The organism is Klebsiella ornithinolytica (assembly GCF_030505655.1).
Taxonomy (GTDB): domain Bacteria; phylum Pseudomonadota; class Gammaproteobacteria; order Enterobacterales; family Enterobacteriaceae; genus Klebsiella; species Klebsiella ornithinolytica.
Genome location: NZ_CP130153.1, coordinates 3,941,882 through 3,964,879, shown reverse-complemented (window position 1 = coordinate 3,964,879; position 22,998 = coordinate 3,941,882). Strand labels below are relative to the sequence as shown.

General features: G+C 55.0%; 19 protein-coding genes and 6 tRNA genes. 7 read left to right on the top strand and 18 right to left on the bottom strand.

The features are described 5' to 3' along the window. Positions 1 to 12: 12 nt before the first annotated feature. The 11 genes from Q1L34_RS18960 to nagB all read right to left on the bottom strand — a co-directional run bounded on the left by Q1L34_RS18960 (position 13) and on the right by nagB (position 6,969). Positions 13 to 87, bottom strand: a tRNA-Gln gene (locus Q1L34_RS18960). Between the two features lie 46 nt (positions 88 to 133). Then, positions 134 to 210: transfer RNA gene (locus Q1L34_RS18955), tRNA-Met, on the bottom strand. A 20-nt stretch (positions 211 to 230) separates the two neighbouring features. Beyond that, positions 231 to 305, bottom strand: a tRNA-Gln gene (locus Q1L34_RS18950). A gap of 36 nt (positions 306 to 341) precedes the next feature. Continuing rightward, positions 342 to 416, bottom strand: a tRNA-Gln gene (locus Q1L34_RS18945). 109 nt (positions 417 to 525) lie between these two features. Then, positions 526 to 610, bottom strand: a tRNA-Leu gene (locus tag Q1L34_RS18940). A 9-nt stretch (positions 611 to 619) separates the two neighbouring features. Next, positions 620 to 696 (bottom strand) — tRNA-Met (locus Q1L34_RS18935). Positions 697 to 922: 226 nt separating this feature from the next. Then, positions 923 to 2,587 carry an asparagine synthase B gene (gene asnB, locus Q1L34_RS18930; protein WP_004859583.1) on the bottom strand — a complete coding sequence of 555 codons (1,665 nt, stop codon included), beginning with the start codon at positions 2,585 to 2,587 and terminating at the stop codon, positions 923 to 925. Positions 2,588 to 2,866: 279 nt separating this feature from the next. After that, on the bottom strand, positions 2,867 to 3,619 hold the full coding sequence (locus Q1L34_RS18925; RefSeq protein ID WP_015584887.1) for an HAD-IIA family hydrolase: 753 nt from the start codon (positions 3,617 to 3,619) through the stop codon (positions 2,867 to 2,869). A 45-nt stretch (positions 3,620 to 3,664) separates the two neighbouring features. Beyond that, a complete protein-coding gene (nagC, locus tag Q1L34_RS18920; protein ID WP_165458494.1) occupies positions 3,665 to 4,885 on the bottom strand; it encodes a DNA-binding transcriptional regulator NagC in 1,221 nt (406 codons plus the stop codon). 7 nt (positions 4,886 to 4,892) lie between these two features. Further along, positions 4,893 to 6,041 (bottom strand): N-acetylglucosamine-6-phosphate deacetylase, encoded by a 1,149-nt coding sequence (nagA, locus tag Q1L34_RS18915; protein WP_015584886.1) that lies wholly within the window; start codon positions 6,039 to 6,041, stop codon positions 4,893 to 4,895. A gap of 127 nt (positions 6,042 to 6,168) precedes the next feature. Then, a complete protein-coding gene (nagB, locus tag Q1L34_RS18910) occupies positions 6,169 to 6,969 on the bottom strand; it encodes a glucosamine-6-phosphate deaminase (protein WP_004859594.1) in 801 nt (266 codons plus the stop codon). A 313-nt stretch (positions 6,970 to 7,282) separates the two neighbouring features. Here nagB and nagE point away from each other — a divergent pair, with 313 nt between their 5' ends. From nagE to Q1L34_RS18880, 5 genes are all read left to right on the top strand, one after another. Continuing rightward, on the top strand, positions 7,283 to 9,304 hold the full coding sequence (gene nagE / locus Q1L34_RS18905; RefSeq protein WP_015584885.1) for an N-acetylglucosamine-specific PTS transporter subunit IIBC: 2,022 nt from the start codon (positions 7,283 to 7,285) through the stop codon (positions 9,302 to 9,304). 178 nt (positions 9,305 to 9,482) lie between these two features. Continuing rightward, the gene (gene glnS, locus Q1L34_RS18900; RefSeq protein ID WP_327204238.1) at positions 9,483 to 11,150 is read left to right on the top strand and encodes a glutamine--tRNA ligase; all 1,668 of its coding nucleotides are present in this window, start codon (positions 9,483 to 9,485) and stop codon (positions 11,148 to 11,150) included. A 455-nt stretch (positions 11,151 to 11,605) separates the two neighbouring features. Further along, positions 11,606 to 13,009 carry a chitoporin ChiP gene (gene chiP / locus Q1L34_RS18890; protein WP_004859598.1) on the top strand — a complete coding sequence of 468 codons (1,404 nt, stop codon included), beginning with the start codon at positions 11,606 to 11,608 and terminating at the stop codon, positions 13,007 to 13,009. Positions 13,010 to 13,056: 47 nt separating this feature from the next. Then, entirely contained in the window at positions 13,057 to 13,389 is a 333-nt protein-coding gene (locus tag Q1L34_RS18885; protein ID WP_004859600.1) for a ChiQ/YbfN family lipoprotein, read from the top strand. Between the two features lie 54 nt (positions 13,390 to 13,443). Continuing rightward, the gene (locus Q1L34_RS18880) at positions 13,444 to 13,659 is read left to right on the top strand and encodes a hypothetical protein (RefSeq protein WP_327204237.1); all 216 of its coding nucleotides are present in this window, start codon (positions 13,444 to 13,446) and stop codon (positions 13,657 to 13,659) included. 62 nt (positions 13,660 to 13,721) lie between these two features. Here Q1L34_RS18880 and fur read toward each other — a convergent pair whose 3' ends face one another. The 4 genes from fur to ybfF all read right to left on the bottom strand — a co-directional run bounded on the left by fur (position 13,722) and on the right by ybfF (position 16,347). Next, a complete protein-coding gene (fur, locus tag Q1L34_RS18875; protein ID WP_015584881.1) occupies positions 13,722 to 14,174 on the bottom strand; it encodes a ferric iron uptake transcriptional regulator in 453 nt (150 codons plus the stop codon). A gap of 292 nt (positions 14,175 to 14,466) precedes the next feature. Beyond that, the gene (gene fldA, locus Q1L34_RS18870; protein ID WP_004859605.1) at positions 14,467 to 14,997 is read right to left on the bottom strand and encodes a flavodoxin FldA; all 531 of its coding nucleotides are present in this window, start codon (positions 14,995 to 14,997) and stop codon (positions 14,467 to 14,469) included. A 149-nt stretch (positions 14,998 to 15,146) separates the two neighbouring features. Then, complete coding sequence (gene ybfE / locus Q1L34_RS18865; RefSeq protein WP_004859608.1) at positions 15,147 to 15,440, bottom strand: LexA regulated protein; 294 nt, start codon at positions 15,438 to 15,440, stop codon at positions 15,147 to 15,149. Between the two features lie 133 nt (positions 15,441 to 15,573). After that, positions 15,574 to 16,347 (bottom strand): esterase, encoded by a 774-nt coding sequence (gene ybfF / locus Q1L34_RS18860; protein ID WP_032716898.1) that lies wholly within the window; start codon positions 16,345 to 16,347, stop codon positions 15,574 to 15,576. 183 nt (positions 16,348 to 16,530) lie between these two features. Here ybfF and seqA point away from each other — a divergent pair, with 183 nt between their 5' ends. Together seqA and pgm are read left to right on the top strand one after the other, a co-directional pair. After that, entirely contained in the window at positions 16,531 to 17,079 is a 549-nt protein-coding gene (gene seqA, locus Q1L34_RS18855) for a replication initiation negative regulator SeqA (RefSeq protein ID WP_015584879.1), read from the top strand. Between the two features lie 32 nt (positions 17,080 to 17,111). Further along, complete coding sequence (pgm, locus tag Q1L34_RS18850; protein WP_327204236.1) at positions 17,112 to 18,752, top strand: phosphoglucomutase (alpha-D-glucose-1,6-bisphosphate-dependent); 1,641 nt, start codon at positions 17,112 to 17,114, stop codon at positions 18,750 to 18,752. A gap of 176 nt (positions 18,753 to 18,928) precedes the next feature. Here the strand turns inward: pgm and kdpE are convergent, their stop codons facing one another. From kdpE to kdpC, 3 genes are all read right to left on the bottom strand, one after another. After that, positions 18,929 to 19,606 (bottom strand): two-component system response regulator KdpE, encoded by a 678-nt coding sequence (gene kdpE, locus Q1L34_RS18845; RefSeq protein WP_004859617.1) that lies wholly within the window; start codon positions 19,604 to 19,606, stop codon positions 18,929 to 18,931. 126 nt (positions 19,607 to 19,732) lie between these two features. Beyond that, positions 19,733 to 22,420, bottom strand: coding sequence for a two-component system sensor histidine kinase KdpD (kdpD, locus tag Q1L34_RS18840; protein ID WP_004859619.1), 2,688 nt, complete (start codon positions 22,418 to 22,420; stop codon positions 19,733 to 19,735). Between the two features lies 1 nt (position 22,421). Further along, positions 22,422 to 22,997 (bottom strand): potassium-transporting ATPase subunit KdpC, encoded by a 576-nt coding sequence (kdpC, locus tag Q1L34_RS18835; RefSeq protein WP_327204235.1) that lies wholly within the window; start codon positions 22,995 to 22,997, stop codon positions 22,422 to 22,424. Position 22,998 lies beyond the last annotated feature (1 nt).

The following is a 22,998-nucleotide window of genomic DNA, read 5'->3' as shown; positions in this document are numbered from 1 at the left end:
ACTTTTTAAAATTGGCTGGGGTACGAGGATTCGAACCTCGGAATGCCGGAATCAGAATCCGGTGCCTTACCGCTTGGCGATACCCCAACAATTCTTTCTGGATTTATCGAAATGAATCAATAATTCCTTTATATGGTGGCTACGACGGGATTCGAACCTGTGACCCCATCATTATGAGTGATGTGCTCTAACCAGCTGAGCTACGTAGCCAATTTTATCATATTCTTCGATGGCTGGGGTACCTGGATTCGAACCAGGGAATGCCGGTATCAAAAACCGGTGCCTTACCGCTTGGCGATACCCCAATAACCGTCGCGGTGAACCGCAAACATCGAAGAAAATGGCTGGGGTACCTGGATTCGAACCAGGGAATGCCGGTATCAAAAACCGGTGCCTTACCGCTTGGCGATACCCCAACAAAAAATCTTTTACTTCCAGAAGAGGTTATCTACAAACTTATTACGGCAGCCTTTATGGCCATCTTACAGCCTGGATATACCCCATCCGTGCAACGCTTTGGGTGAATGGTGCGGGAGGCGAGACTTGAACTCGCACACCTTGCGGCGCCAGAACCTAAATCTGGTGCGTCTACCAATTTCGCCACTCCCGCAAAAAAAGATGGTGGCTACGACGGGATTCGAACCTGTGACCCCATCATTATGAGTGATGTGCTCTAACCAGCTGAGCTACGTAGCCATCTTTTTTTCGCGTTACCTTATCGGCGTTGCGGGGCGCATTATGCGTATTGGGCCTGCGAGCGTCAACCCCTTTTTCAATGAAAATCGCCGGAATGTGACTGTTTGGTTAGGTTGCGAACAGCGTGATGGAATAATCGGCAATTATTGGTTATTTATCGTTTTTCTGCGGTAAAAAAAGCAATAAAAAAACGGACCCCGAGGGGTCCGCCGATCGTACAAATTGGTTATTTATAAGCTGACTGGTGAACGCCAACGGCGCGTCCTGATGGATCGTTCATGGTTTTGAACGCTTCGTCCCACTCAATCGCCTTAGCCGATGAACAGGCTACTGACGGGCCGCCAGGTACGCATTCGGCAGCGCTAGGAACCGGGAACAGCTCCTCGAAGATTTCACGATACAGGTACGCTTCTTTGGAAGACGGCGTGTTGTACGGGAAACGGAAGCTGGCGGTTTCCAACTGCTGATCGGAGACCTGTTTCGCCGCAACCTCTTTTAACGTATCGATCCAGCTGTAGCCTACGCCGTCAGAGAACTGCTCTTTCTGGCGCCATGCGACGCTGGCCGGCAGATAGGATTCAAAACATTCACGCAGGATATGCTTTTCCATTTTACCGTTGCCGCACATCTTATCCTGCGGGTTGATGCGCATGGCGACGTCGAGGAACTGCTTGTCGAGGAACGGCACGCGGGCTTCCACGCCCCACGCCGACATCGCTTTGTTGGCACGGGCGCAGTCAAACATATGCAGAGCCTGCAGCTTACGCACGGTCTCTTCATGCAGCTCTTTAGCGTTTGGCGCTTTATGGAAATAGAGATAGCCGCCGAACACTTCATCAGAACCTTCGCCTGATAACACCATTTTGATGCCCATCGCTTTGATTTTACGCGACATTAAATACATCGGCGTCGAGGCGCGGATGGTGGTCACATCATAGGTTTCGATGTGATAGATAACGTCGCGAATGGCATCAAGGCCTTCCTGCACGGTGAAGTGGATCTCGTGGTGGACGGTACCCAGATGGTTTGCCACTTCCTGCGCGGCTTTCAGGTCCGGCGAGCCCTGCAGGCCGACGGCGAAAGAGTGCAGCTGCGGCCACCAGGCTTCGCTGCGTTCCTGATCTTCAACCCGGCGAGCGGCGAATTTTTTGGTGATGGCGGAGATAACCGACGAATCGAGGCCACCGGACAGCAGCACGCCATACGGCACATCAGACATCAGATGGCTTTTGACGGACTCTTCCAGCGCCTGACGCAGTTCGTTTTTATCCGTGACGTTGTCTTTAACCGCATCATAGTCGAACCAGTCGCGCTGGTAGTACTGGCGGATTTCGCCATCTTTGCTCCACAGGTAGCTACCTGCCGGGAACTCTTTGATTGTCCGGCAGACCGGTACCAGCGCTTTCATTTCTGAGGCGACGTAGAAGTTGCCGTGCTCGTCGTGGCCCATATACAGCGGAATGATGCCGATATGGTCGCGACCAATCAGATAGGCGTCCTGCTCGCTATCGTACAGCGCGAAGGCGAACATCCCCTGCAGATCGTCGAGGAATGCCGGGCCTTTTTCCTGGTACAGGGCAAGGATGACTTCGCAGTCGGAGCCGGTCTGGAAGGTATAGCGGTCGCCGTATTCCGCACGCAGCGCCTGATGGTTGTAAATTTCGCCGTTTACCGCCAGCGCGTGGGTTTTTTGCGCGTTGTACAACGGCTGGGCCCCGGCGTTCACGTCGACGATAGACAGACGCTCATGGACCAAAATGGCTTTATCGCTGGCGTAAACGCCGGACCAGTCCGGACCGCGGTGGCGCATCAGGCGGGAAAGTTCCAGTGCCTTTTTACGCAGCTCGACCGCGTCAGTTTTAATATCCAGTACGCCGAAAATTGAACACATAACCTTCTCCATTACCCTGTCGTGTTGTGATGTTGTGCAGACGTCGTCTTATCGCGAGGTCTCAGTGCATGTCTAAGAAAATGCCGCAAAGGAGAGGGAGGCGCAAGAGATTTACGGTCAGTAAAAGAAAAAACGCAATGACGATTGCTGAATATTAAAAAAAGAACATGTTTTGAGCGTCTTTATTGATGAATGTGCAGTGATAAGCCATTTCTATTAGATGAGGTTCTTTTTTCAGGTGCGATAAATGAAAAACCACGTCCTGGGACGTGGTTTTATTCAGAAAATATCAATTTCGGCAACGGACGGATAGATCCACGACGGTCGGAACGGCAGGCTGTCGATATCGTCGAGCGTCGAGACGCCGGAGAGAACCAAAATAGTTTCCAGACCAGCCTGGAAACCGGCCAGGATATCGGTACGCAGGTTGTCGCCGACGATAACCGTCTGCTCGGAGTGCGCCTGCATCTTATTCAGCGCAGAGCGGATGATCCACGGGCTGGGTTTTCCCACGTAGAACGGCTTGCGGCCGGAGATTTTCTCAATTCCGGCACAGAGAGCGCCGCAGGCCGGGTAGAAGCCGCGGCCGTGAGTATCCGGGTTGGTGGCAATGAAGCGTGCGCCGTTGGCGACAAAGAAGGCCGCTTTATGCATCATCTCCCAGTTAAAGGAGCGGGTTTCACCGACGATAACAAAATCCGGATTGACGTCGGTAATGGTAAAGCCGGCTTTATAAAGCTCGTGAATCAGTGCGCCTTCACCGACCACGTAGGCTTTCTTGCCTTCCTGGCGGCGCAGGAAATCAGCGGTGGCCATCGCGGAGGTATAAAAGGCGCTATCCGGCACGTCGATGCCGGCGGTCGCAAAGCGGTTTGCCAGGTCCTGCCCGGTCTGGGAAGGGTAGTTGGTCAACATCACCAACGGCATATCTTTCTCAAGAATGCGTTTGATAAATTCGGCAGCGCCCGGCACGGCCACATTGTCGTGCATCAGCACGCCGTCAATATCACAGATTACGTTTTGAATGGTCATGGACAGTCCGACATTTTTGAAGAAAGGCGAAACTATATAGCCGCGTTAGCTTTCCAGCAAACGCTGGAGCAGTATACCGTTGAGCATGGCGCGCTTCACCAGCGCAAAAGCGCCGATTGCGGAGCGGTGATCTAACGTCGAACGCACCACCGGCAGGTTCTTGCGAAACGCCTTCAGTGCCTGAGCGTTAATGCAGCCTTCAATCGCGGGTAACAGTACCTTCTCTGCTTCGACAACTTCGCCGGCGATCACCACTTTTTGCGGATTAAACAGGTTAATGGCGATAGCAATGGTTTTGCCCAGGTGACGTCCCACATATTCGATGACCTCGCAGGCCAGGGCGTCGCCTTTGTTGGCCGCTTTGCAGATAGCTTTGATCGTGCACTCATCCGCAGTCAGTTTACTCTGGTAGCCCTGCTCAAGAAGGTGACGCACGCGTTGTTCGATGGCGGCGTTCGCCGCGACGGTCTCCAGGCAGCCAAAATTCCCGCAGTGACAGCGTTCGCCCAGCGGGTCGACCTGAATATGGCCTATCTCGCCGACGTTGCCGTTACGACCGATAAAAATGCGTCCGTTGGAGATGATTCCCGCGCCGGTACCGCGATGGACGCGCACCAGAATAGAGTCTTCGCAATCCTGACTTGCACCAAAATAGTGCTCTGCCAGCGCAAGGCTGCGAATATCGTGACCAACGAAACAGGTGACTTTAAAGCGTTTTTCCAGCGCTTCAACCAGCCCCCAGTTCTCGACCTGAATATGCGGCATATAGCGAATCACGCCGCTTTCCGGGTCAACGAGTCCGGGTAAGATCACGGAGATGGCGATAAGTTCGCGGATCTTGCGCTGGCAGCGTTCAGTAAAGGCCGCAATGATGTTCAGCAGCGCATGTTCCAGCGTCTCCTGGGTGCGTTCAGGCAGCGGAAAATGTTCTTCTTCCAGCGTCTTACTGCTTAAATCATACAGGGTCAGCGTCGCGTCGTAGCGACCAAGGCGTACGCCGATAGCATGGAAGTTGCGGGTTTCCGCAATAATAGAGATGGCGCGGCGGCCCCCGGTGGAGGCCTGCTGATCGACTTCTTTGATCAGCCCGCGTTCAATCAGTTGGCGCGTGATTTTGGTCACGCTGGCAGGGGCAAGCTGGCTTTGTTCCGCGATCTGAATGCGCGAAATGGGGCCGTGCTGGTCAATGAGCCGATACACGGCCGCGCTGTTCAGCTGTTTTACGAGATCAACGTTACCAATTTGAGCATGTCCGCCTGCTGTCATTCTTTACTTACTCAGTGACGACCTCGTTACCATTAACGATGGTCTTGATGATTTTATAATCGCGGGTAAAGGCGGTCAGGTTAGCGACCATTCCCGGTGCGATGCTGCCAAGCTGTTTCTCTACGCCAATGGCGCGTGCGGGATAGAGGGTTGCCATACGCAACACTTCGTCCAGTGCGATACCGCAATGCTCGACGAGATTGCGGACACCTTCAATCATGGTCAGCGAAGAACCGCTGAGGGTACCATTTTCATCCACGCACAGCCCGTTACGGTAGTATATTGTTTTACCAGCAAAAATGAACTGGTCAATATGCGCGCCGGCGGGGGCGGTTGCGTCAGTGACGAGGCACAGCTTGTCGCCTTTCAGGCGTTTTGCATTCCGCACGTTAGCATAATCCACATGCATACCGTCGACGATAATACCGCAGTAAACGTCCGGTTCGTCGAAAATCGCGCCTGCCAGGCCCGGTTCGCGCCCGGTGATGTACGGCATGGCGTTGTACAGATGGGTCGCGAAGGTGATGCCCGCGCGAAAACCGATTTTCGCCTCTTTCAGCGTGGCATTGGAGTGGCCTGCGGAAACAACGATCCCGGCAGCCACCAGTTTACGAATCACCTCGGTACTGACGCGCTCAGGGGCGAGAGTCACTTTGGTGATCACATCGGCGTTTTCACACAGAAAATCGACCAGCGCAGCGTCCGGCTTACGCACGTAGTCCGGGTTGTGGGTGCCTTTTTTCACGATGTTCAGCCACGGGCCTTCAAGGTGCAGACCCAGCGCCTGGTTCGGATGTTTTTGCAGGTACTCGCGCATGACGCGCACGCCCTGTTTCATCAATTCATCGCTGGAGGTAATCAGCGTCGGCAGATAGCTGGTGCAGCCGGAACGTTCGTTGGCCTTCTGCATAATTTCCAGCGTTTCGACGGTGACGGCGTCAGGGCTGTCGTTAAACTGCACGCCGCCACAGCCGTTCAGCTGTACGTCGATAAAACCGGGGGCAAGAATGGCGCCATTGACCGAGCGTTGCTCAATCTCAGACGGCAAATCAGCCAGTGAACAGATACGTTCGATAAGGCCATCAGCGATGATAATCGCATGGTCATCCAGAATTTCATGACCGGTATAAATCCGGCCTTGGGTTAATGCATACATTACGACCCCCGGTTCACACATGCTCCGCGGCAGGCTGGCTTCTAAGGGTTGGTCTGATGCCGCCTGGCGGAGCTGGTGTAGCAAAAAAATGAAATGTCCCGCGGACAAGCCGCAGGACGAGACTACCTTACAGCCCTTTGACGTTTTCGGCTTCTAATTCATTGAAGTATTTCAACGTCTTCACTTTCAGCTCCATGGTGGACGGCTCGTCGCAGACGATCACCGCTTTCGGGTGCAGCTGCAGACAGGTAATGGTCCACATATGGTTAACGTTGCCTTCAACCGCCGCCTGCAGCGCCAGCGCTTTCTGGTGACCCAGTACCAGAATCATCACTTCTTCCGCATCCAGCAGGGTGCCCACGCCCACGGTCAGTGCATATTTCGGCACCAGATCCACATCGCCGTCGAAGAAACGGGAGTTCGCTACGCGGGTTTCATGGGTCAGGGTTTTAATACGGGTACGAGAGGCCAGTGAAGAGGCGGGTTCGTTGAACGCGATATGCCCGTCGTTGCCAACGCCGCCCATAAACAGGTTGATTTTACCGTAGGAGCGGATTTTTTCTTCATAGCGGCGGCATTCTGCATCGATATCTGGCGCATTGCCGTTCAGCAGGTTAATGTTTTCCGCCGGAATATCAACGTGATCAAAGAAATTACGATGCATGAAGCTATGATAGCTTTCCGGATGCTCTTTCGGCAGACCGACATATTCGTCCATGTTGAAGGTCACAACATGTTTAAAGCTAACCTGGCCTGATTTGTGCATTTCAACCAGCGCTTTGTAAGCGGTCAGAGGCGTACCACCGGTAGGCAGACCCAGGACAAACGGACGGTCCGCCGTCGGTTTGAACGCGTTAATGCGGTTAACGATGTGGCGAGCGGCCCATTTGCCGACTTGTTCAGCAGTTACCAGGGGGATCAGTCTCATTCTTCACCTCTATAGTTAAATTAGAACCTGGCGGATTGGCGCCAGCATACTATTAAGAGTATTACAGTCACTACGACGAGCGGGGTCAATCCGTGTTGATTTTTTGAATGATAAAATAAGTTTTCGATGTTAGCCAGTCGCAGGGAGGGGTTAATACGATATTTGGTGATTATAGTCACAAAAAATACGCATTTAATTTGCGATACGAATTAATTTTCCACACACTTTGCAAGTAAGTTAAAAAACCAACCTGGTTACACAATAAAAAAGTGGCTTTGAATGAGCCTTATCGGGGTCTCATAGGGGGAATAAAGTGAGTATTCTAGGTTATCTACAAAAGGTTGGCCGCGCGCTTATGGTGCCGGTCGCCACGCTGCCGGCGGCAGCGATATTAATGGGTGTCGGTTACTGGATTGACCCGGTAGGCTGGGGTGGAAGCAACGCGCTGGCCGCGTTCTTCATTAAATCCGGTTCCGCGATCATCGACAATATGTCCGTACTATTCGCCATTGGTGTGGCTTATGGTATGTCGAAAGATAAAGATGGCGCTGCGGCGTTAACCGGCTTTGTGGGCTTCCTCGTGTTGACCACGCTCTGCTCTCCGGCTGCGGTTTCCATGATCCAGAAGATTCCGGCGGATCAGGTTCCTGCAGCATTCGGTAAGATCAGCAACCAGTTCGTGGGTATCCTCGTGGGGATCATTTCCGCGGAGCTGTATAACCGCTTCAGCAGCGTTGAACTGCCGAAAGCGCTCTCCTTCTTTAGCGGTCGCCGTCTGGTGCCGATTCTCACCTCTTTTGTGATGATCGCCGTCGCGTTCATCATGATGTATATCTGGCCGGTTATCTTCGACGGTCTGGTAAACTTCGGTGAGCATATCCAGAAACTGGGTTCCGTCGGTGCGGGCGTGTATGCGTTCTTCAACCGTCTGCTCATTCCGGTCGGTCTGCACCACGCGCTGAACTCCGTGTTCTGGTTTGACGTTGCTGGTATTAACGATATTCCTAACTTCCTCGGTGGCGCTCAGTCTATCGAAGCAGGTAAAGCGGTTGTGGGGATCACCGGTCGTTACCAGGCGGGCTTCTTCCCGATTATGATGTTCGGTTTACCGGGTGCGGCGCTGGCTATCTACCACTGCGCGCGTCCTGAGAACAAGGCAAAAGTGCTGGGTATTATGATGGCGGGCGCCTTTGCCGCCTTCTTTACCGGGATCACTGAACCGCTGGAGTTCTCCTTCATGTTCGTGGCGCCGGTGCTGTATGTCATTCACGCCGTGTTGACCGGTATCTCCGTGTTCATCGCTGCCAGCATGCACTGGATTGCCGGTTTCGGCTTCAGCGCCGGTCTGGTGGATATGGTGCTGTCGTCCCGTAACCCGCTGGCGGTCCACTGGTGGATGCTGATTCCGCAGGGTCTGGTCTTCTTCGTTATTTACTACGTGGTCTTCCGCTTCACCATCACCAAATTCAACCTGATGACCCCGGGTCGCGAACTGGCCGTTGCCGGTAGCGAAGCGGATGGTCAGGATGTGAATGTCAGCAGCGGCAAAGAGCAGGATGTTGCAGGTCTGGCACGTCAGTACATCGCTGCAGTCGGCGGTTCTGACAACCTGACCGGTATCGATGCCTGCATCACCCGTTTGCGTCTGAACGTTAAAGACTCTTCTCTGGTGAACGAAGCGCTGGCGAAACGTCTGGGCGCGTCAGGCGTTATTCGCCTGAACAAAACGAGCGTACAGATCATTGTCGGCTTCGTGGCGGAAAAAATCGCTAACGCGATGAAAACGACGGGACCAGTAGCCGCAGCAGAAGGCAACGCTGCACCTGCCGCCGCCGCTCCGACTGCAAAACCGCAGGCCGTGGCTAACGCCAAAACCATCGCGGCGCTGGTATCGCCGATTACCGGTGATATCGTTGCGCTGGAGCAGGTGCCTGATGAAGCCTTCGCCAGCAAAGCGGTCGGCGATGGCGTGGCGGTGAAACCGACCGACAAAACCGTCGTAGCTCCGGCTGCCGGTACCGTCGTGAAGATCTTCAACACCAACCATGCGTTCTGCCTGGAAACGGAAAATGGCGCGGAAATCGTCGTCCATATGGGCATTGATACCGTGGCGCTGAACGGCCAGGGCTTCAAACGACTGGTTGAAGAAGGTGCGGAAGTGCAGGCTGGCCAGCCGATTCTGGAAATGGATCTGGACTACCTGAATGCCAATGCCCGTTCAATGATCAGCCCCGTCGTGTGCAGCAACAGCGACGATTACAGTGCGCTGGTGATTCTGGCAACCGGTAAGGTGGTGGCAGGTCAGACGCCGCTGTATGAGATTAAAGGCAAGTAAGGCTCCTGAGTAGCGTTTATGCCTGAGCGGCGGGGGGAAACCTCCGCCGCTTTTTTTTAGCCCATCTGACCCCATAATCTTCTTCAGATACGTATTTTCAGTAACTAATAGTTGTCTCTACGCCCCGCTTGTAAGATCATGTGCCGTTATACGTTGTTTACGCTTTGAGGAACCCACGATGAGTGAGGCAGAAGCCCGCCCGACTAACTTTATTCGTCAGATCATTGATGAAGATCTGGCTACTGGTAAGCACACCACCGTTCATACTCGTTTCCCGCCGGAACCGAACGGTTATCTGCACATTGGCCATGCGAAGTCTATTTGCCTGAACTTTGGTATTGCTCAGGATTATCAGGGCCAATGCAACCTGCGTTTCGATGACACCAACCCGGTGAAAGAAGATATCGAATACGTGGAGTCGATTAAAAACGACGTGCAGTGGTTAGGTTTCCACTGGTCCGGGGATGTTTGCTACTCGTCTGATTACTTTGACCAGCTGCACCAGTATGCCATTGAGCTGATCAACAAAGGCCTGGCCTATGTTGACGAACTGTCGGCGGATGAGATTCGCGAATACCGCGGTTCGCTGAAAGCGCCGGGTAAAAACAGCCCGTATCGCGATCGCAGCGTGGAAGAGAACCTGGCGCTGTTTGAAAAAATGCGTGCCGGTGGTTTTGAAGAGGGGAAAGCCTGCCTGCGTGCAAAAATCGATATGGCCTCGCCGTTTATCGTCATGCGCGATCCGGTGCTGTACCGCATTAAATTTGCCGATCATCATCAGACCGGCAGCAAGTGGTGCATCTATCCGATGTACGACTTCACGCACTGCATTAGCGATGCGCTGGAAGGCATTACGCACTCCCTGTGTACCCTCGAGTTCCAGGACAACCGTCGCCTGTATGATTGGGTGCTGGACAACATCAGCATCCCGGTTCACCCGCGTCAGTATGAATTCTCCCGTCTGAATCTCGAATATACCGTGATGTCCAAGCGTAAGCTGAACCAGCTGGTTACCGAGAAGCACGTAGAAGGCTGGGATGACCCGCGTATGCCGACCATTTCCGGTCTGCGTCGTCGCGGCTATACCGCCAGTTCTATTCGTGAATTCTGCAAGCGCATTGGCGTGACCAAGCAGGACAACACCATTGAGATGGCGTCACTGGAATCCTGCATCCGCGAAGATCTCAATGAAAACGCGCCGCGCGCCATGGCCGTTATCGACCCGGTTAAGCTGGTCATTGAAAACTACCTGCAGGGTGCAAGCGAAATGGTGACGATGCCGAATCATCCGAACAAACCGGAGATGGGCAGCCGTGAAGTACCGTTTAGCGCGGAGATCTGGATTGACCGCGCCGACTTCCGTGAAGAGGCGAATAAGCAGTACAAGCGCCTGGTGCTGGGTAAAGAAGTTCGCCTGCGTAATGCCTACGTGATCAAGGCCGAGCGTGTAGAGAAGGACGAAGAGGGGACGATCACCACGATCTTCTGTACCTATGACGCCGATACGCTGAGCAAAGATCCTGCCGATGGTCGTAAGGTGAAGGGCGTTATCCATTGGGTCAGCGCGGCACACGCGCTGCCGGTGGAGATTCGTCTGTACGATCGTCTGTTCAGCGTGCCGAATCCGGGCGCGGAAGAAGACTTCCTGACGGTGATGAACCCTGAATCGTTGGTGATCAAGCAGGGCTTCGCTGAACCGAGCCTGGCCACTGCGGAAGCCAGCAAAGCCTATCAGTTTGAGCGTGAAGGTTATTTCTGTCTCGATAGCCGCTATGCAACCGCAACGCATCTGGTGTTTAACCGCACCGTGGGTCTGCGTGATACCTGGGCTAAAGTCGGCGAGTAAATTTTTCGTCGCGGCCCGGCCGTCGTCTCTGTGTCAAAACGCCGCATTTAGCGGCGTTTTTTTTTATTTTGGAATCAGTGAATTAAGTTCGTTATTTTTGCGATGCGAATTAATCTTGTTTACTGTTTGTCATATCTGTCAGCTCTGCCACTCCTCCCACCGGTACACAAAACGGCTGTAAGCGCTTTCATTCTGTATTTTCTTTCTATTTAGTAATTACTTACGCATAAAAAAGGATGAGGCCTGATATTGTTACAAAAAGAAATAGAATATGTGCGCTTTGTCATAATCTTAAGCTTTGATCGGCGAAAGAGATTGATAATTCGCGTCACGAAAAATAGTCTATCAACAGTGGTTACGCGGCTTTTACCGCTCCACCTTTTTAGCAGTCTTATTTATTTTTTCGCGGCTTGCCTTTGGCTCCGCGTTTTTAAAACGTCAAAGAGGATATGCACATGCGTACGTTTAGTGGCAAACGTAGTACGCTGGCGCTGGCTATTGCCGCCGTCACCGCGATGTCGGGCTGGATCGTTGTTCCGCAGGCCAGCGCAGCAGGTTTTATTGATGATTCCACCTTAACCGGCGGCATCTACTACTGGCAGCGTGAGCGCGACCGGAAAGATGTGACCGACGGCGATAAATACAAAACCAACCTTTCCCATTCGACCTGGAACGCCAATCTGGATTTCCAGTCCGGCTATGCCGCTGATATGTTTGGTATTGACGTGGCTGCCTTCACCGCAATTGAAATGGCGGAAAGCAGCGAAAGCGGTCACCCGAACGAAATTGCCTTCTCCTCAAAGAATAAAGCCTACGACGAAGATTACTCTGGCGATAAGAGCGGAATCAGCCTGTATAAAGCTGCGGCGAAATTTAAATATGGCCCGGTGTGGGCTCGCGGCGGTTATATCCAGCCAACCGGGCAAACGCTGCTGGCTCCGCACTGGAGCTTTATGCCGGGTACTTACCAGGGGGCTGAAGCCGGCGCCAACTTTGATTACGGTGATGCCGGCGCGCTGAGTTTCTCCTATATGTGGACGAACGAATACAAAGCGCCATGGCACATCGAGATGGATAATTTCTACCAGAACGACAAGAAAACCAAAGTCGATTATCTGCACTCCCTGGGCGCCAAATACGATTTTAAAAATGACCTCGTGCTGGAAGCGGCGTTTGGCCAGGCTGAAGGCTATATCGACCAGTATTTTGCCAAGGCCAGCTACAAATTTGATATCGCGGGTACGCCGTTAAACACCAGCTACCAGTTCTATGGCACGCGCGACAAAGTCAGTAACGGCGGCACGAACGATATCTACGACGGGACTGCCTGGCTGCAGGCGCTGACCTTTGGCTACAAGGTTGCTGATGTCCTCGACCTGCGTCTGGAAGGCACCTGGGTGAAAGCTGAAGGCCAGCAGGGCTACTTCCTGCAGCGTATGACCCCGACCTATGCCTCTTCCAACGGTCGTCTTGATGTATGGTGGGATAACCGTTCTGACTTCAACGCCAACGGTGAAAAAGCGGTGTTCTTCGGCGCGATGTATGACATGAAAAACTGGAATATGCCGGGCTGGGCGTTTGGCGCCTCTTACGTCTACGCATGGGATGCCAAACCGGGCAGAATGTCCACGCCGGACGCCTATTACAATCCGGACAAACGGCTGGAAGAGTCCGCGTATAGCCTCGATGCCATGTACACCGTACAGGACGGCCGGGCAAAAGGAACGCTGTTTAAACTGCACTTTACCCAATACGACAACCACTCCGACATCCCGAGCTGGAGCGGTGGCTATGGCAATATCTTCCAGGATGAGCGTGACGTGAAGTTCATGGTTATTGCTCCGTTCACTATTTTCTGATGCCGCGGCGGCAGGCGTAAACCTGCCGCAAACCTGAGAGGTCAATTATGAAGAAGCTATTGCTCATCGCGGTTATGGCATCGGGCCTGGTAGCCTGTACGCAGTCCCCCGCGCCAAAAGAAGATACGAAACTAAAAGATGCTTACAGCGCCTGTATCAATACGGCGGAAGGGAATCCGGATAAGGTTCAGGCCTGCCAGAGCGTTCTCGACGTGCTGAAAGAAGATAAACAGCATCAGGCGTTTGCCAGCCAGGAAAGCGTGCGCGTTCTGGATTACCAACAGTGTATTCAGGCGACCCGTACCGGCAATGACCAGGCGGTGAAAGCGCGTTGCGATCGTATCTGGAAAGAGATTCGCAGCAACAACACCAGGCCCTGATCGCGGGCGCCAGCTCCTGTCAGTAAAAACGCCTGATGTTAACCATCAGGCGTTTTGCATGGCGCGCAATCCTGTGGCGATGTTCAGGCACTGATTGCCGTGGCTGCCCGGGGCTACGCATTCCCCACCAATCTTGATACCGACCCACCATTAGGTGGAATGGTACCGAAAACCCAACAGGCTCTGGTACGAGAAGCGCTGGCAAACCGCTGGGATGAGGAACCGTTTACCCGTGCTTTCGACGAGCATACCGCGCGCAGAAAAGGGTAGGCGTTTGCACATAAAAAAAGCCAACCGTCAGGTTGGCTTTTTGTGGTCCACGCGGTGGGAAATTACTTTTCCAGCGCGTCGTGTGCATGTTCATCTTCGCGGCAGTCGCCTTCCGCACAGTGACCGTAAAGGTACAGACTGTGGTTGGTCAGACGGATGCCGTGGCGGTGGGCGATTTCACGCTGACGCGCTTCGATAGACTCATCGCTGAATTCGATCACTTTGCCACAATCGAGACAAATAAGATGATCGTGATGGTGCTGCTGGGTCAGTTCGAAAACAGATTTACCGCCTTCGAAGTTGTGGCGAGTCACAATGCCAGCATCATCAAACTGGTTCAGCACGCGATAAACGGTAGCGAGACCAATCTCTTCACCCATGTCGATCAGGCGCTTGTATAAATCTTCCGCACTGACGTGATGGTTATCCGGTTCCTGCAGGACTTCCAGGATTTTTAATCGTGGAAGTGTGACTTTCAGGCCAGCCTTCTTTAATGCGGTATTGTTGTCAGTCATGCGGAATCTGTCCTGTTGCTAAACGATCTACTTCCATCAGCGGAAGTAATACAGAGAATCACCCGATGCAATGCGTCTCATTATAGAACTGCCATCGTTAAATGAAAACTGCAAGTATCGGGCCTTGTATGCTGTCAAAAACGAGGTCCCAGCTACAAACTACGTCACCTGACCTCGTTAAATCAGAGGACATTGTACAGATATGTGATTAAAAGTTAAAAACTTGTAGCTATTAGTTTGATTGCTTCTATCTATTAATGCGGCGAAACTTAACGGTAACGCCGCACAATCATCAGGCGTTTTTGATTTCTTCGAGGTGCAGCTCTTCAGAGACCTGCTTAACCCACTGAGTCACGCGTTCGTTGGTCAGTTCCGGCTGGCGGTCTTCATCGATAGCCAGGCCGACGAAGTGATCGTCATCCGCCAGGCCTTTAGAGGCTTCAAAATGATAGCCCGCGGTCGGCCAGTGGCCAACGATGGTGGCGCCGCGCGGTTCAATGATGTCGCGGATGGTGCCCAGCGCGTCACAGAAGTATTCCGCGTAGTCTTCCTGATCGCCGCAGCCAAACAGCGCAACCAGTTTACCGTTAAAGTCGACCTCTTCCAGCGTCGGGAAAAAGTCATCCCAGTCGCACTGAGCTTCACCGTAGTACCAGGTCGGAATGCCGAGCAGCAGGATGTCGTAGGCTTCCAGATCTTCTTTGCTGCTCTTGGCAATGTCGTGAACATCAGCAACATCTTTACCAAGCTGCTTCTGAATCATTTTTGCAATATTCTCGGTGTTGCCCGTGTCGCTGCCAAAAAAGATGCCGATGATTGCCATGAGTAAAATAACCTCTTGAAACTTAATGATGTGGTAGTGGCGTAATGCCCGCAGATAACGGCAATCATAGCAGAACAGGGGAGGGCGCGGAAACAGCAATCACGCCCGACTGCACACTCTGCTACATGAAAGTGTTTTTTTGAGGATTTTCAGGCTTTATCCCGGCTGTGCAGGGTTGCCAGCTGGTTCATCAGCATCTCTTCGATCAAATCGCTGCGGTTCATATTGCGAGCTTCCGCCAGCTCGTTGAGCGCATCAACCGCTTCAGCGTTGAGTTTTAACTCCACACGCTTCAGGCCGCGAACTTTGTCGCGTTTGAGCTGATTGCGTTTATTTATGCGCAGTTGTTCATCGCGCGAAAGCGGATTGGTCTTTGGTCTACCCGGGCGACGCTCGGTTGCGAACAAATCTAATGTCGTACGGTCCGTTTGTTCTTTTGCCATGATTCAGAGTGACTTCGGGGAAACAAGTTGCCGGGCTATAGCCGACACAGATAGCGCGCCATAATACATCAGGCGAACCGCTGCGCCAACGACCGCGGGCATTCTGCAGCGCGGTCGGGCAGTTTTTAGCCAGTTAAGCCTGCAAAGCGGTCAGATAGCGACGAATGGCGCGCAGGACGGCTTCCGGTTTCTCCGCATGCACCCAGTGGCCGGCGCCGGCGATGACGTGCGCTCGCGCCTGTGGGAACTGGGCGAGCAGGGTATCGCGATACTCATCGGTGACGTACGGCGAGTTGCCTCCCGGGATGAACAGGGTCGGATGAGGCCAGGCAGGAACCGTTTGCCAGCCCACGATGTGCGGATATTGATCCCATAATACCGGTACGTTGAAGCGCCACTGGCCATCAACGAAGGATTTCAGCAGAAACTGAATCACGCCTTCTTCCTGCAGATGTTGGCGCATCACCGTGGCCGCCTGCTGACGGGACGCGGCGCCGGCGTCGGTGACGGCATTGATGGCGTTGAAAATTTCATCATGACGGCGCACGTGGTAGTCCACCGGGGCAATATCAATGGCGACCAGGCCAGCGATGCGCTCCGGCGCCAGTGCGGTAAGCGCCATGACCGCTTTCCCCCCCATCGAATGACCAATAAAGATGGCTTTCTCTATCTGCCGATCGTCAAGAGTATCGATCAGATCCTGCGCCATCGCCGCGTAGGTCATCTCCGGCGAACGGGGGGAAAGACCGTGGTTGCGCATATCAACCTGCAAAATATCGTAGTCGTTCACCAGGTCGCGGGCGAGGATGCCCAGGTTGTCGAGACTACCAAACAGACCGTGAACCAGGACAACAGGGGAATTATTGTGCGGATTTTGTGCAGATTGCGTGCGGCTATTTAATTTCATGGCAAAGTTCTTTTTTTCGCTTCGTCGGGTTAGGGTATTATGTTGGACATTCTGCCATCCGGCTGCAAGACCCAGAGCTATCTGAGTTTTACCGCCATCCTGGTTTGACGCTATCCGCGGTCAGGATTTGTCCTTATAATCCTGACAACTTGTATTCAGAATAAGATATCGCACTGGATTAAGATGAAAACAATTGAAGTTGATGATGATCTCTATCGCTATATTGCCAGCCACACCCAGCATATTGGCGAGAGTGCATCCGACATTTTACGGCGCATGCTGAAATTTTCCGCCGTTTCCCAGACTGCCGCACCGGTCGTAAAAGCTGCGCCGGCGCCGGCTGCGACGCCTGCCGTCGAAGCGAAGCCCGTGAATCCGGCGAAAGATAAAGTCCGCGCGATGCGCGAGCTGCTGTTATCTGATGAATACGCCGAACAAAAACGCGCGGTAAACCGCTTCATGCTGGTCCTGACCACGCTGTACTCCTTAGATAACAAAGCGTTTGCTGAGGCCACCGAGTCTCTGCACGGGCGCACCCGCGTGTACTTTGCCGAAGATTCGCGGATCCTGCTAAAAAGCGGTAACCAGACCAAACCGAAACAGGTTCCTGGTACTCCGTGGTGGGTTATCACCAATACCAATACCGGTCGTAAGTGCAGCATGATCGAACACATCATGCAGTCGATGCAGTTCCCAGCGGAATTAATTGAGAAGGTCTGCGGCACGATCTAGTTTTATTCACCTTGCATCAGAAGGATCAGGCAATGGCAATCGATAAGCGTGCGGGTCAGCCTGCACAACAGAGTGATTTGATTAACGTCGCTCAGCTGACCGCGCAGTACTACGTACTGAAGCCGGAAGCGGGCAACGCGGAGCATGCGGTGAAGTTTGGCACCTCTGGCCATCGTGGCAGTGCAGGGCGCCATAACTTCAATGAGCAGCATATTCTGGCGATCGCTCAGGCGATTGCGGAAGACCGCGCGAAGAACGGGATTACCGGTCCCTGCTACGTGGGTAAAGATACCCACGCGCTCTCCGAACCGGCCTTTATTTCCGTACTGGAAGTGCTGGCGGCCAACGGCGTTGATGTTATCGTGCAGGAAAACAACGGTTTCACCCCGACGCCGGCCATTTCCAATGCCATCCTGGTGCACAACAAAAAAGGTGGTCCGCTGGCGGACGGCATCGTGATTACGCCGTCTCATAACCCGCCGGAAGATGGCGGTATTAAGTACAACCCGCCGAACGGCGGCCCGGCTGATACCAACGTCACCAAAGTGGTAGAGAATCGCGCTAACGAACTGCTGGCCTCGGGTCTGCAGGGCGTCAAGCGCATCTCCCTCGATGCGGCACTGGCATCCGGTCATGTTATAGAGCAGGATCTGGTGCAACCGTTTATCGAAGGGCTGGCGGATATCGTCGACATGGCGGCGATTCAGAAAGCCGGCCTGAAGCTCGGGGTCGATCCGTTGGGTGGTTCCGGTATCGAATACTGGAAACGTATTGCCGAGTACTACAAACTCGACCTGACTATCGTCAACGATCACGTCGATCAAACCTTCCGCTTTATGCACCTCGATAAAGACGGCGCCATTCGCATGGACTGCTCTTCTGAGTGTGCGATGGCAGGGCTGCTGGCGCTGCGCGATAAGTTCGATCTGGCTTTTGCTAACGATCCGGATTATGACCGTCACGGCATCGTCACGCCGGCGGGTCTGATGAACCCGAACCACTATCTGGCGGTGGCGATTAACTACCTGTTCCAGCATCGTCCGCAGTGGGGCCAGGATGTCGCCGTTGGTAAGACGCTGGTCTCCTCCGCGATGATCGATCGCGTGGTTAACGACCTGGGCCGCAAGCTGGTGGAAGTGCCGGTGGGCTTTAAATGGTTTGTTGACGGTCTGTTCGATGGCAGCTTCGGTTTTGGCGGCGAAGAGAGCGCGGGCGCATCGTTCCTGCGTTTTGACGGAACCCCGTGGTCGACCGACAAAGACGGTATCATCATGTGCCTGCTGGCGGCGGAAATCACCGCCGTCACCGGTAAAAACCCGCAGGAGCACTACGACGAACTGGCTGCCCGCTTTGGCGCGCCGAGCTATAACCGTCTGCAGGCTTCGGCTACTTCCGCACAGAAAGCGGCGCTGTCTAAGCTGTCGCCGGAAATGGTCAGCGCCAGCCAGTTGGCCGGCGATCCGATCACCGCACGTCTGACCGCCGCGCCGGGCAACGGCGCATCGATTGGTGGCCTGAAAGTGATGACCGACAACGGCTGGTTCGCCGCGCGTCCGTCAGGTACGGAAGATGCTTACAAGATCTACTGCGAGAGCTTCCTGGGTGAAGAACATCGTAAGCAGATCGAGAAAGAAGCGGTGGAAATCGTCAGCGAAGTGCTGAAAAACGCCTGAGTCAGGTGAAACGAACAGGCATTCTCAGAGGAGCGTCGTCCCGGTAAGGCGCGGTTGTTCCTGTTGAGTGGCACAGAAGGGTTCCATGGTCATCATGGGACCCTTTTTTATTGCCCCCACTCATCGGTTCGCTGTTTTTAATCGGTGGTGCCCGCATGATGACGACAGGCGTCGCGCTATGGCATAAACCGATAGCCGATCCCCGTTTCGGTCAGTAAATGCTGCGGGCGCGCCGGGTCAACTTCCAGCTTTTGCCGCAGATGCCCCATATAAATGCGTAAATAATGGCTGTGTTCCACCGCATTTGGCCCCCACACCTGATTGAGCAGCTGGCGCTGGGTGAGGACCTTGCCGGGATTATTTAACAGCACTGCCAGCAGACGGAATTCAATCGGCGTCAGGTGGAGCTCTTCGTCACCGCGGACGATGCGGCGGGCGGGAATATCGACTTCAATATCGGCGAAGCGCACCAGCGGCTCGTCGGCTTGCGCGCCGGCATGTCGGCGCATCGCAACTCTCAATCTCGCCTGCAGTTCGCCAATGCCAAAGGGCTTACTAAGATAGTCATCGGCGCCGGCGTCAAGCGCGGCAATTTTATCGTGCTCCTCGGTGCGAGCCGACAGCACGATAATTGGCATCTGACTCCACTGGCGCACGTCGCGAATAAATTCATTACCGTCGCCGTCGGGTAGCCCAAGATCGAGGATGACTAAATCAGGTTTGCGGGTTGCAGCTTCAATAAGACCCCGCTGCAGGGTATCGGCTTCAAATACGCGCATACCGTCGGCTTCCAGCGCGGTGCGCAGAAAGCGACGGATTGCATGTTCATCTTCAATAATCAGTACGTTTATCACCCGTTCTTCCCGTTCAGACAGATAGGACCCTCTCCTTCAGAAACGCCTCCCGGGCTACTCGCGCGCAAGACCGGTAGCCCGGGCAGGCGCACAGCAGCGCCGCGCGGGCATCTGGCCGGGGCAGCGTTACGCCGCTCCGCTCCATTCATCCAGCCCCGGGGCCGTTTCCCTGGGGAGTGTAACACGGAAGCAGGCACCGCCCTCTGGCCGCGTATAGGCGCCGATCGTACCGCCGTGCACTTCAACGATCGCCCGACAGATGGCCAGACCCAGCCCGACGCCAGGGATCGCCGACTCTTTATGTCCGCGGGCGAACTTATCAAAGATAGCCTGTTCCTGGCCCGTTGGGATCCCGGGGCCATTATCCCACACCTCTAAGCGCAGCTGCTGCTCATCAGCCTGCGCCGCAATGCCGATCTGCGCTTTCGAGCCGGCATATTTCAGCGCATTCTCCAGCAGATTAATCAGCACTCGTTCAAACAGCGGGCCGTCGACGTGAACCAGCAGCAGCGGATCGGGTAGCGCCAGCTGAATATGCTGCCCGCCGAGCCCCGGTTCCAGCATCCGCAGGGCGCTGCCGATCACCTCTTCGAGCGTCAGCCACTCTTTATGTAAGTTAAATCCGCCGGACTGAATGCGCGCCATATCCAGCAGATTATTGACCAGCCGGGTCGTATTCAGCACGTGTTGACGAATCTCATTTGCCTGCGGAGCATGTTTCGAGCCTTCGCTGGCGAGGTCGAGCGTCAGAATTTCCGCCTGTCCGAAGAGAACGGTCAACGGCGTACGCAAATCATGGGAGAGTGCCGCCAGCAGCGAGTTGCGCAGGCTTTCCCGCTCACTGTTAAATCGGGCCTGCTCTTCGCTGGCGGTGAGGGTCAGCCGTTCCAGCGCGCTGGCGACCAGTAGCGTAAAGGTTTCCAGCAGGCGCTGCTGTTCAGGAATCATCAGCTGACGCAGGTTTTCGGGTTCCACCACCAGCAGTCCCCAGGTCCGGGCGGCGCTTTTCAGCGGTAAGATTTGATAGGGAACGCCGGGCAGCGTATCGGTGCCGGCGCCGGCGGGCTGGCCCTTATCGAAGCTCCAGCGGGCGATGGCATCGTCCCATGAGGTCAGCCCCGGCTGGTGGGTGAGCGGGTGCAGTTTGCCGCTACTGTCGGGGAGCAGCAGCTGCCCGCGGGCCTGGAAGGTGGAGGCGATAAAGCGCTCGCTGGTCGCGGCAATGTCATCCTCGCTGCGTCCGACCGCCAGCGCTTTTGACATCTCATACAGATGGCGGGTGCGCTGCTCACGATAACGCGCCACGCGGGCCTGATAGCGGACGCCGGCAGTAAGATTCCCGATCAGCAGACCGACGGTCAGCATGACGCCAAAGGTCAGCAGGTATTGTACGTCGGAAACCGCCAGCGTACCGCGCGGCGACACAAAGAACAGGTCGAAGCTGACCACGTTGATAACCGTCGCCAGCACCGACGGCCAGCGGCCGTATAGCAGCGCAATAATCACCACGCCAAGCAGATAGAGCATGACCAGGTTGGCCGCTTCAAAGGCCACCAGCCACTGCATCGCCACCAGCGTAATGATCGCGCAGAGCGCCAGCGCCACGAAGCAGCCCTGGATTTGCACGCGCCACTTCTCCATAGCGGTACGGCTATCGCTGGCCCGCGTGGGTAGAGGGGCGCTTTTCTCATCAAGGGCGATGACCACCAGATCGAGGTCGGGCGCGTCGCGCGCCAGGCGATCGGCGAATCCGCTGCGGTTCCACCAGCGGCGTTTTCCCTGACGGCCAATCACGATTTTGCCCAGATTATGCTCGCGGGCGTAGTGCAGTACGGCTTTCTCTTCGGACGGGTTGGAGAGCGTGGCGGTTTCCGCCCCTAACTCCTGCGCGAGCCGCAGGGCGGCGAGAATGGCCCGCCGCCTGGCTTCCGGCAGACGGTGCAGGGAAGGGGTTTCGACATAAACCGCATGCCAGATACTGCCAAATCGTGCGGCCAGTCGCGCGGCGGCGCGTACCAGTTTTTCACTGCCGGTATTATGGCCGATGCACAGCAGAAGGGTGTCGCGGGTATGCCAGACTTTTTCCTGCCCCTGACGGTCGCGCCAGGCGCGCATCTGTTCATCGACCCGATCGGCGGTCCGGCGCAAAGCCAGTTCACGCAGGGCAATCAGATTTCCCTTGCGGAAAAAGTTTTCGATAGCCCGCTCCGCCTGGCCGCCGATATAGACCTTGCCTTCATTCAGGCGCTGACGGAGATCGTCAGGAGGCAGGTCGACCAGCACAACATCGTCGGCGGCGTCAAAAAAGGGGTCGGGGACGGTTTCGCGCACCTGAACGCCGGTAATGCCGCTGACGACATCGTTCAGGCTTTCGAGGTGCTGGACGTTTACGGTGGTAAACACGTCGATACCGGCATCGAGAAGCTCTTCGACATCCTGCCAGCGTTTGGGGTGGCGCGAGCCTGGCGCATTGCTGTGCGCCAGTTCATCAACCAGGATCAGCGCCGGCCGGCGCGCCAGCGCGGCATCGAGATCGAATTCGTGGACGTAGCGTCCACGATGAGAGAGGCGGCGCTGGGGGAGGGTGCTGAGCCCTTCCAGCATCGCCGCGGTCTCTTTCCGACCGTGGGTTTCCGCCACGCCGATCAGAATATCCAGCCCCTGGGCGCGCAGCCGCTGCGCTTCCGCCAACATTGCCCAGGTTTTACCGACGCCCGCACAGGCGCCAAAGAACACTTTTAGCTTGCCGCGATGCGGCTCGCTGGTATGTTGCAGCAGGCGGTCCGGGTCCGGGCGCAGCGGCTCGTCACTCATTTTACTTATCCTTCAGGGCATCCAGCGCCATATTCAGTTGCACTATATTTACCACAGGCTGTCCGAGAAAACTGGCCAGCGGCGTTTGCGTCGCCTCATTCACCAGGCGGGTGACTTGCTCAATACTCAGATTGCGGGCCTTCGCGACGCGAGGGACCTGCCAGAGCGCGGCCGTCGGCGTGAGGTTATTATCCAGCCCGCTTGCCGATGTCGTCACCAGCTCTACCGGAACGCGCGGGTCAGCGTCCGGGTTGGCGAGACGTAGCGCCTGCACGCGTTCGCTGACGGCCTTATCCAGCGCCGGGTTGCTGGCGGCCAGATTACTGCCGCCGGAGGCGAGGGGATTGTACGGCGTTTCAGCGGTCGCCGAAGGGCGTCCCTGGAAATAACCCGCCGCGGTAAAATTCTGGCCAATCAGGTTGGAGCCGCGGACTTCGCCGGCGATGCGGATCAGTGAGCCGTTTGCCTGCTGCGGGAACCACCACTGCCCAAGCGCCGTCGTCAGCAGCGGATAGACGCCACCGGTGAGGAGCGTTAACAGAATAAATAGCACAAGTGCCGGTCGAATGAATGACATG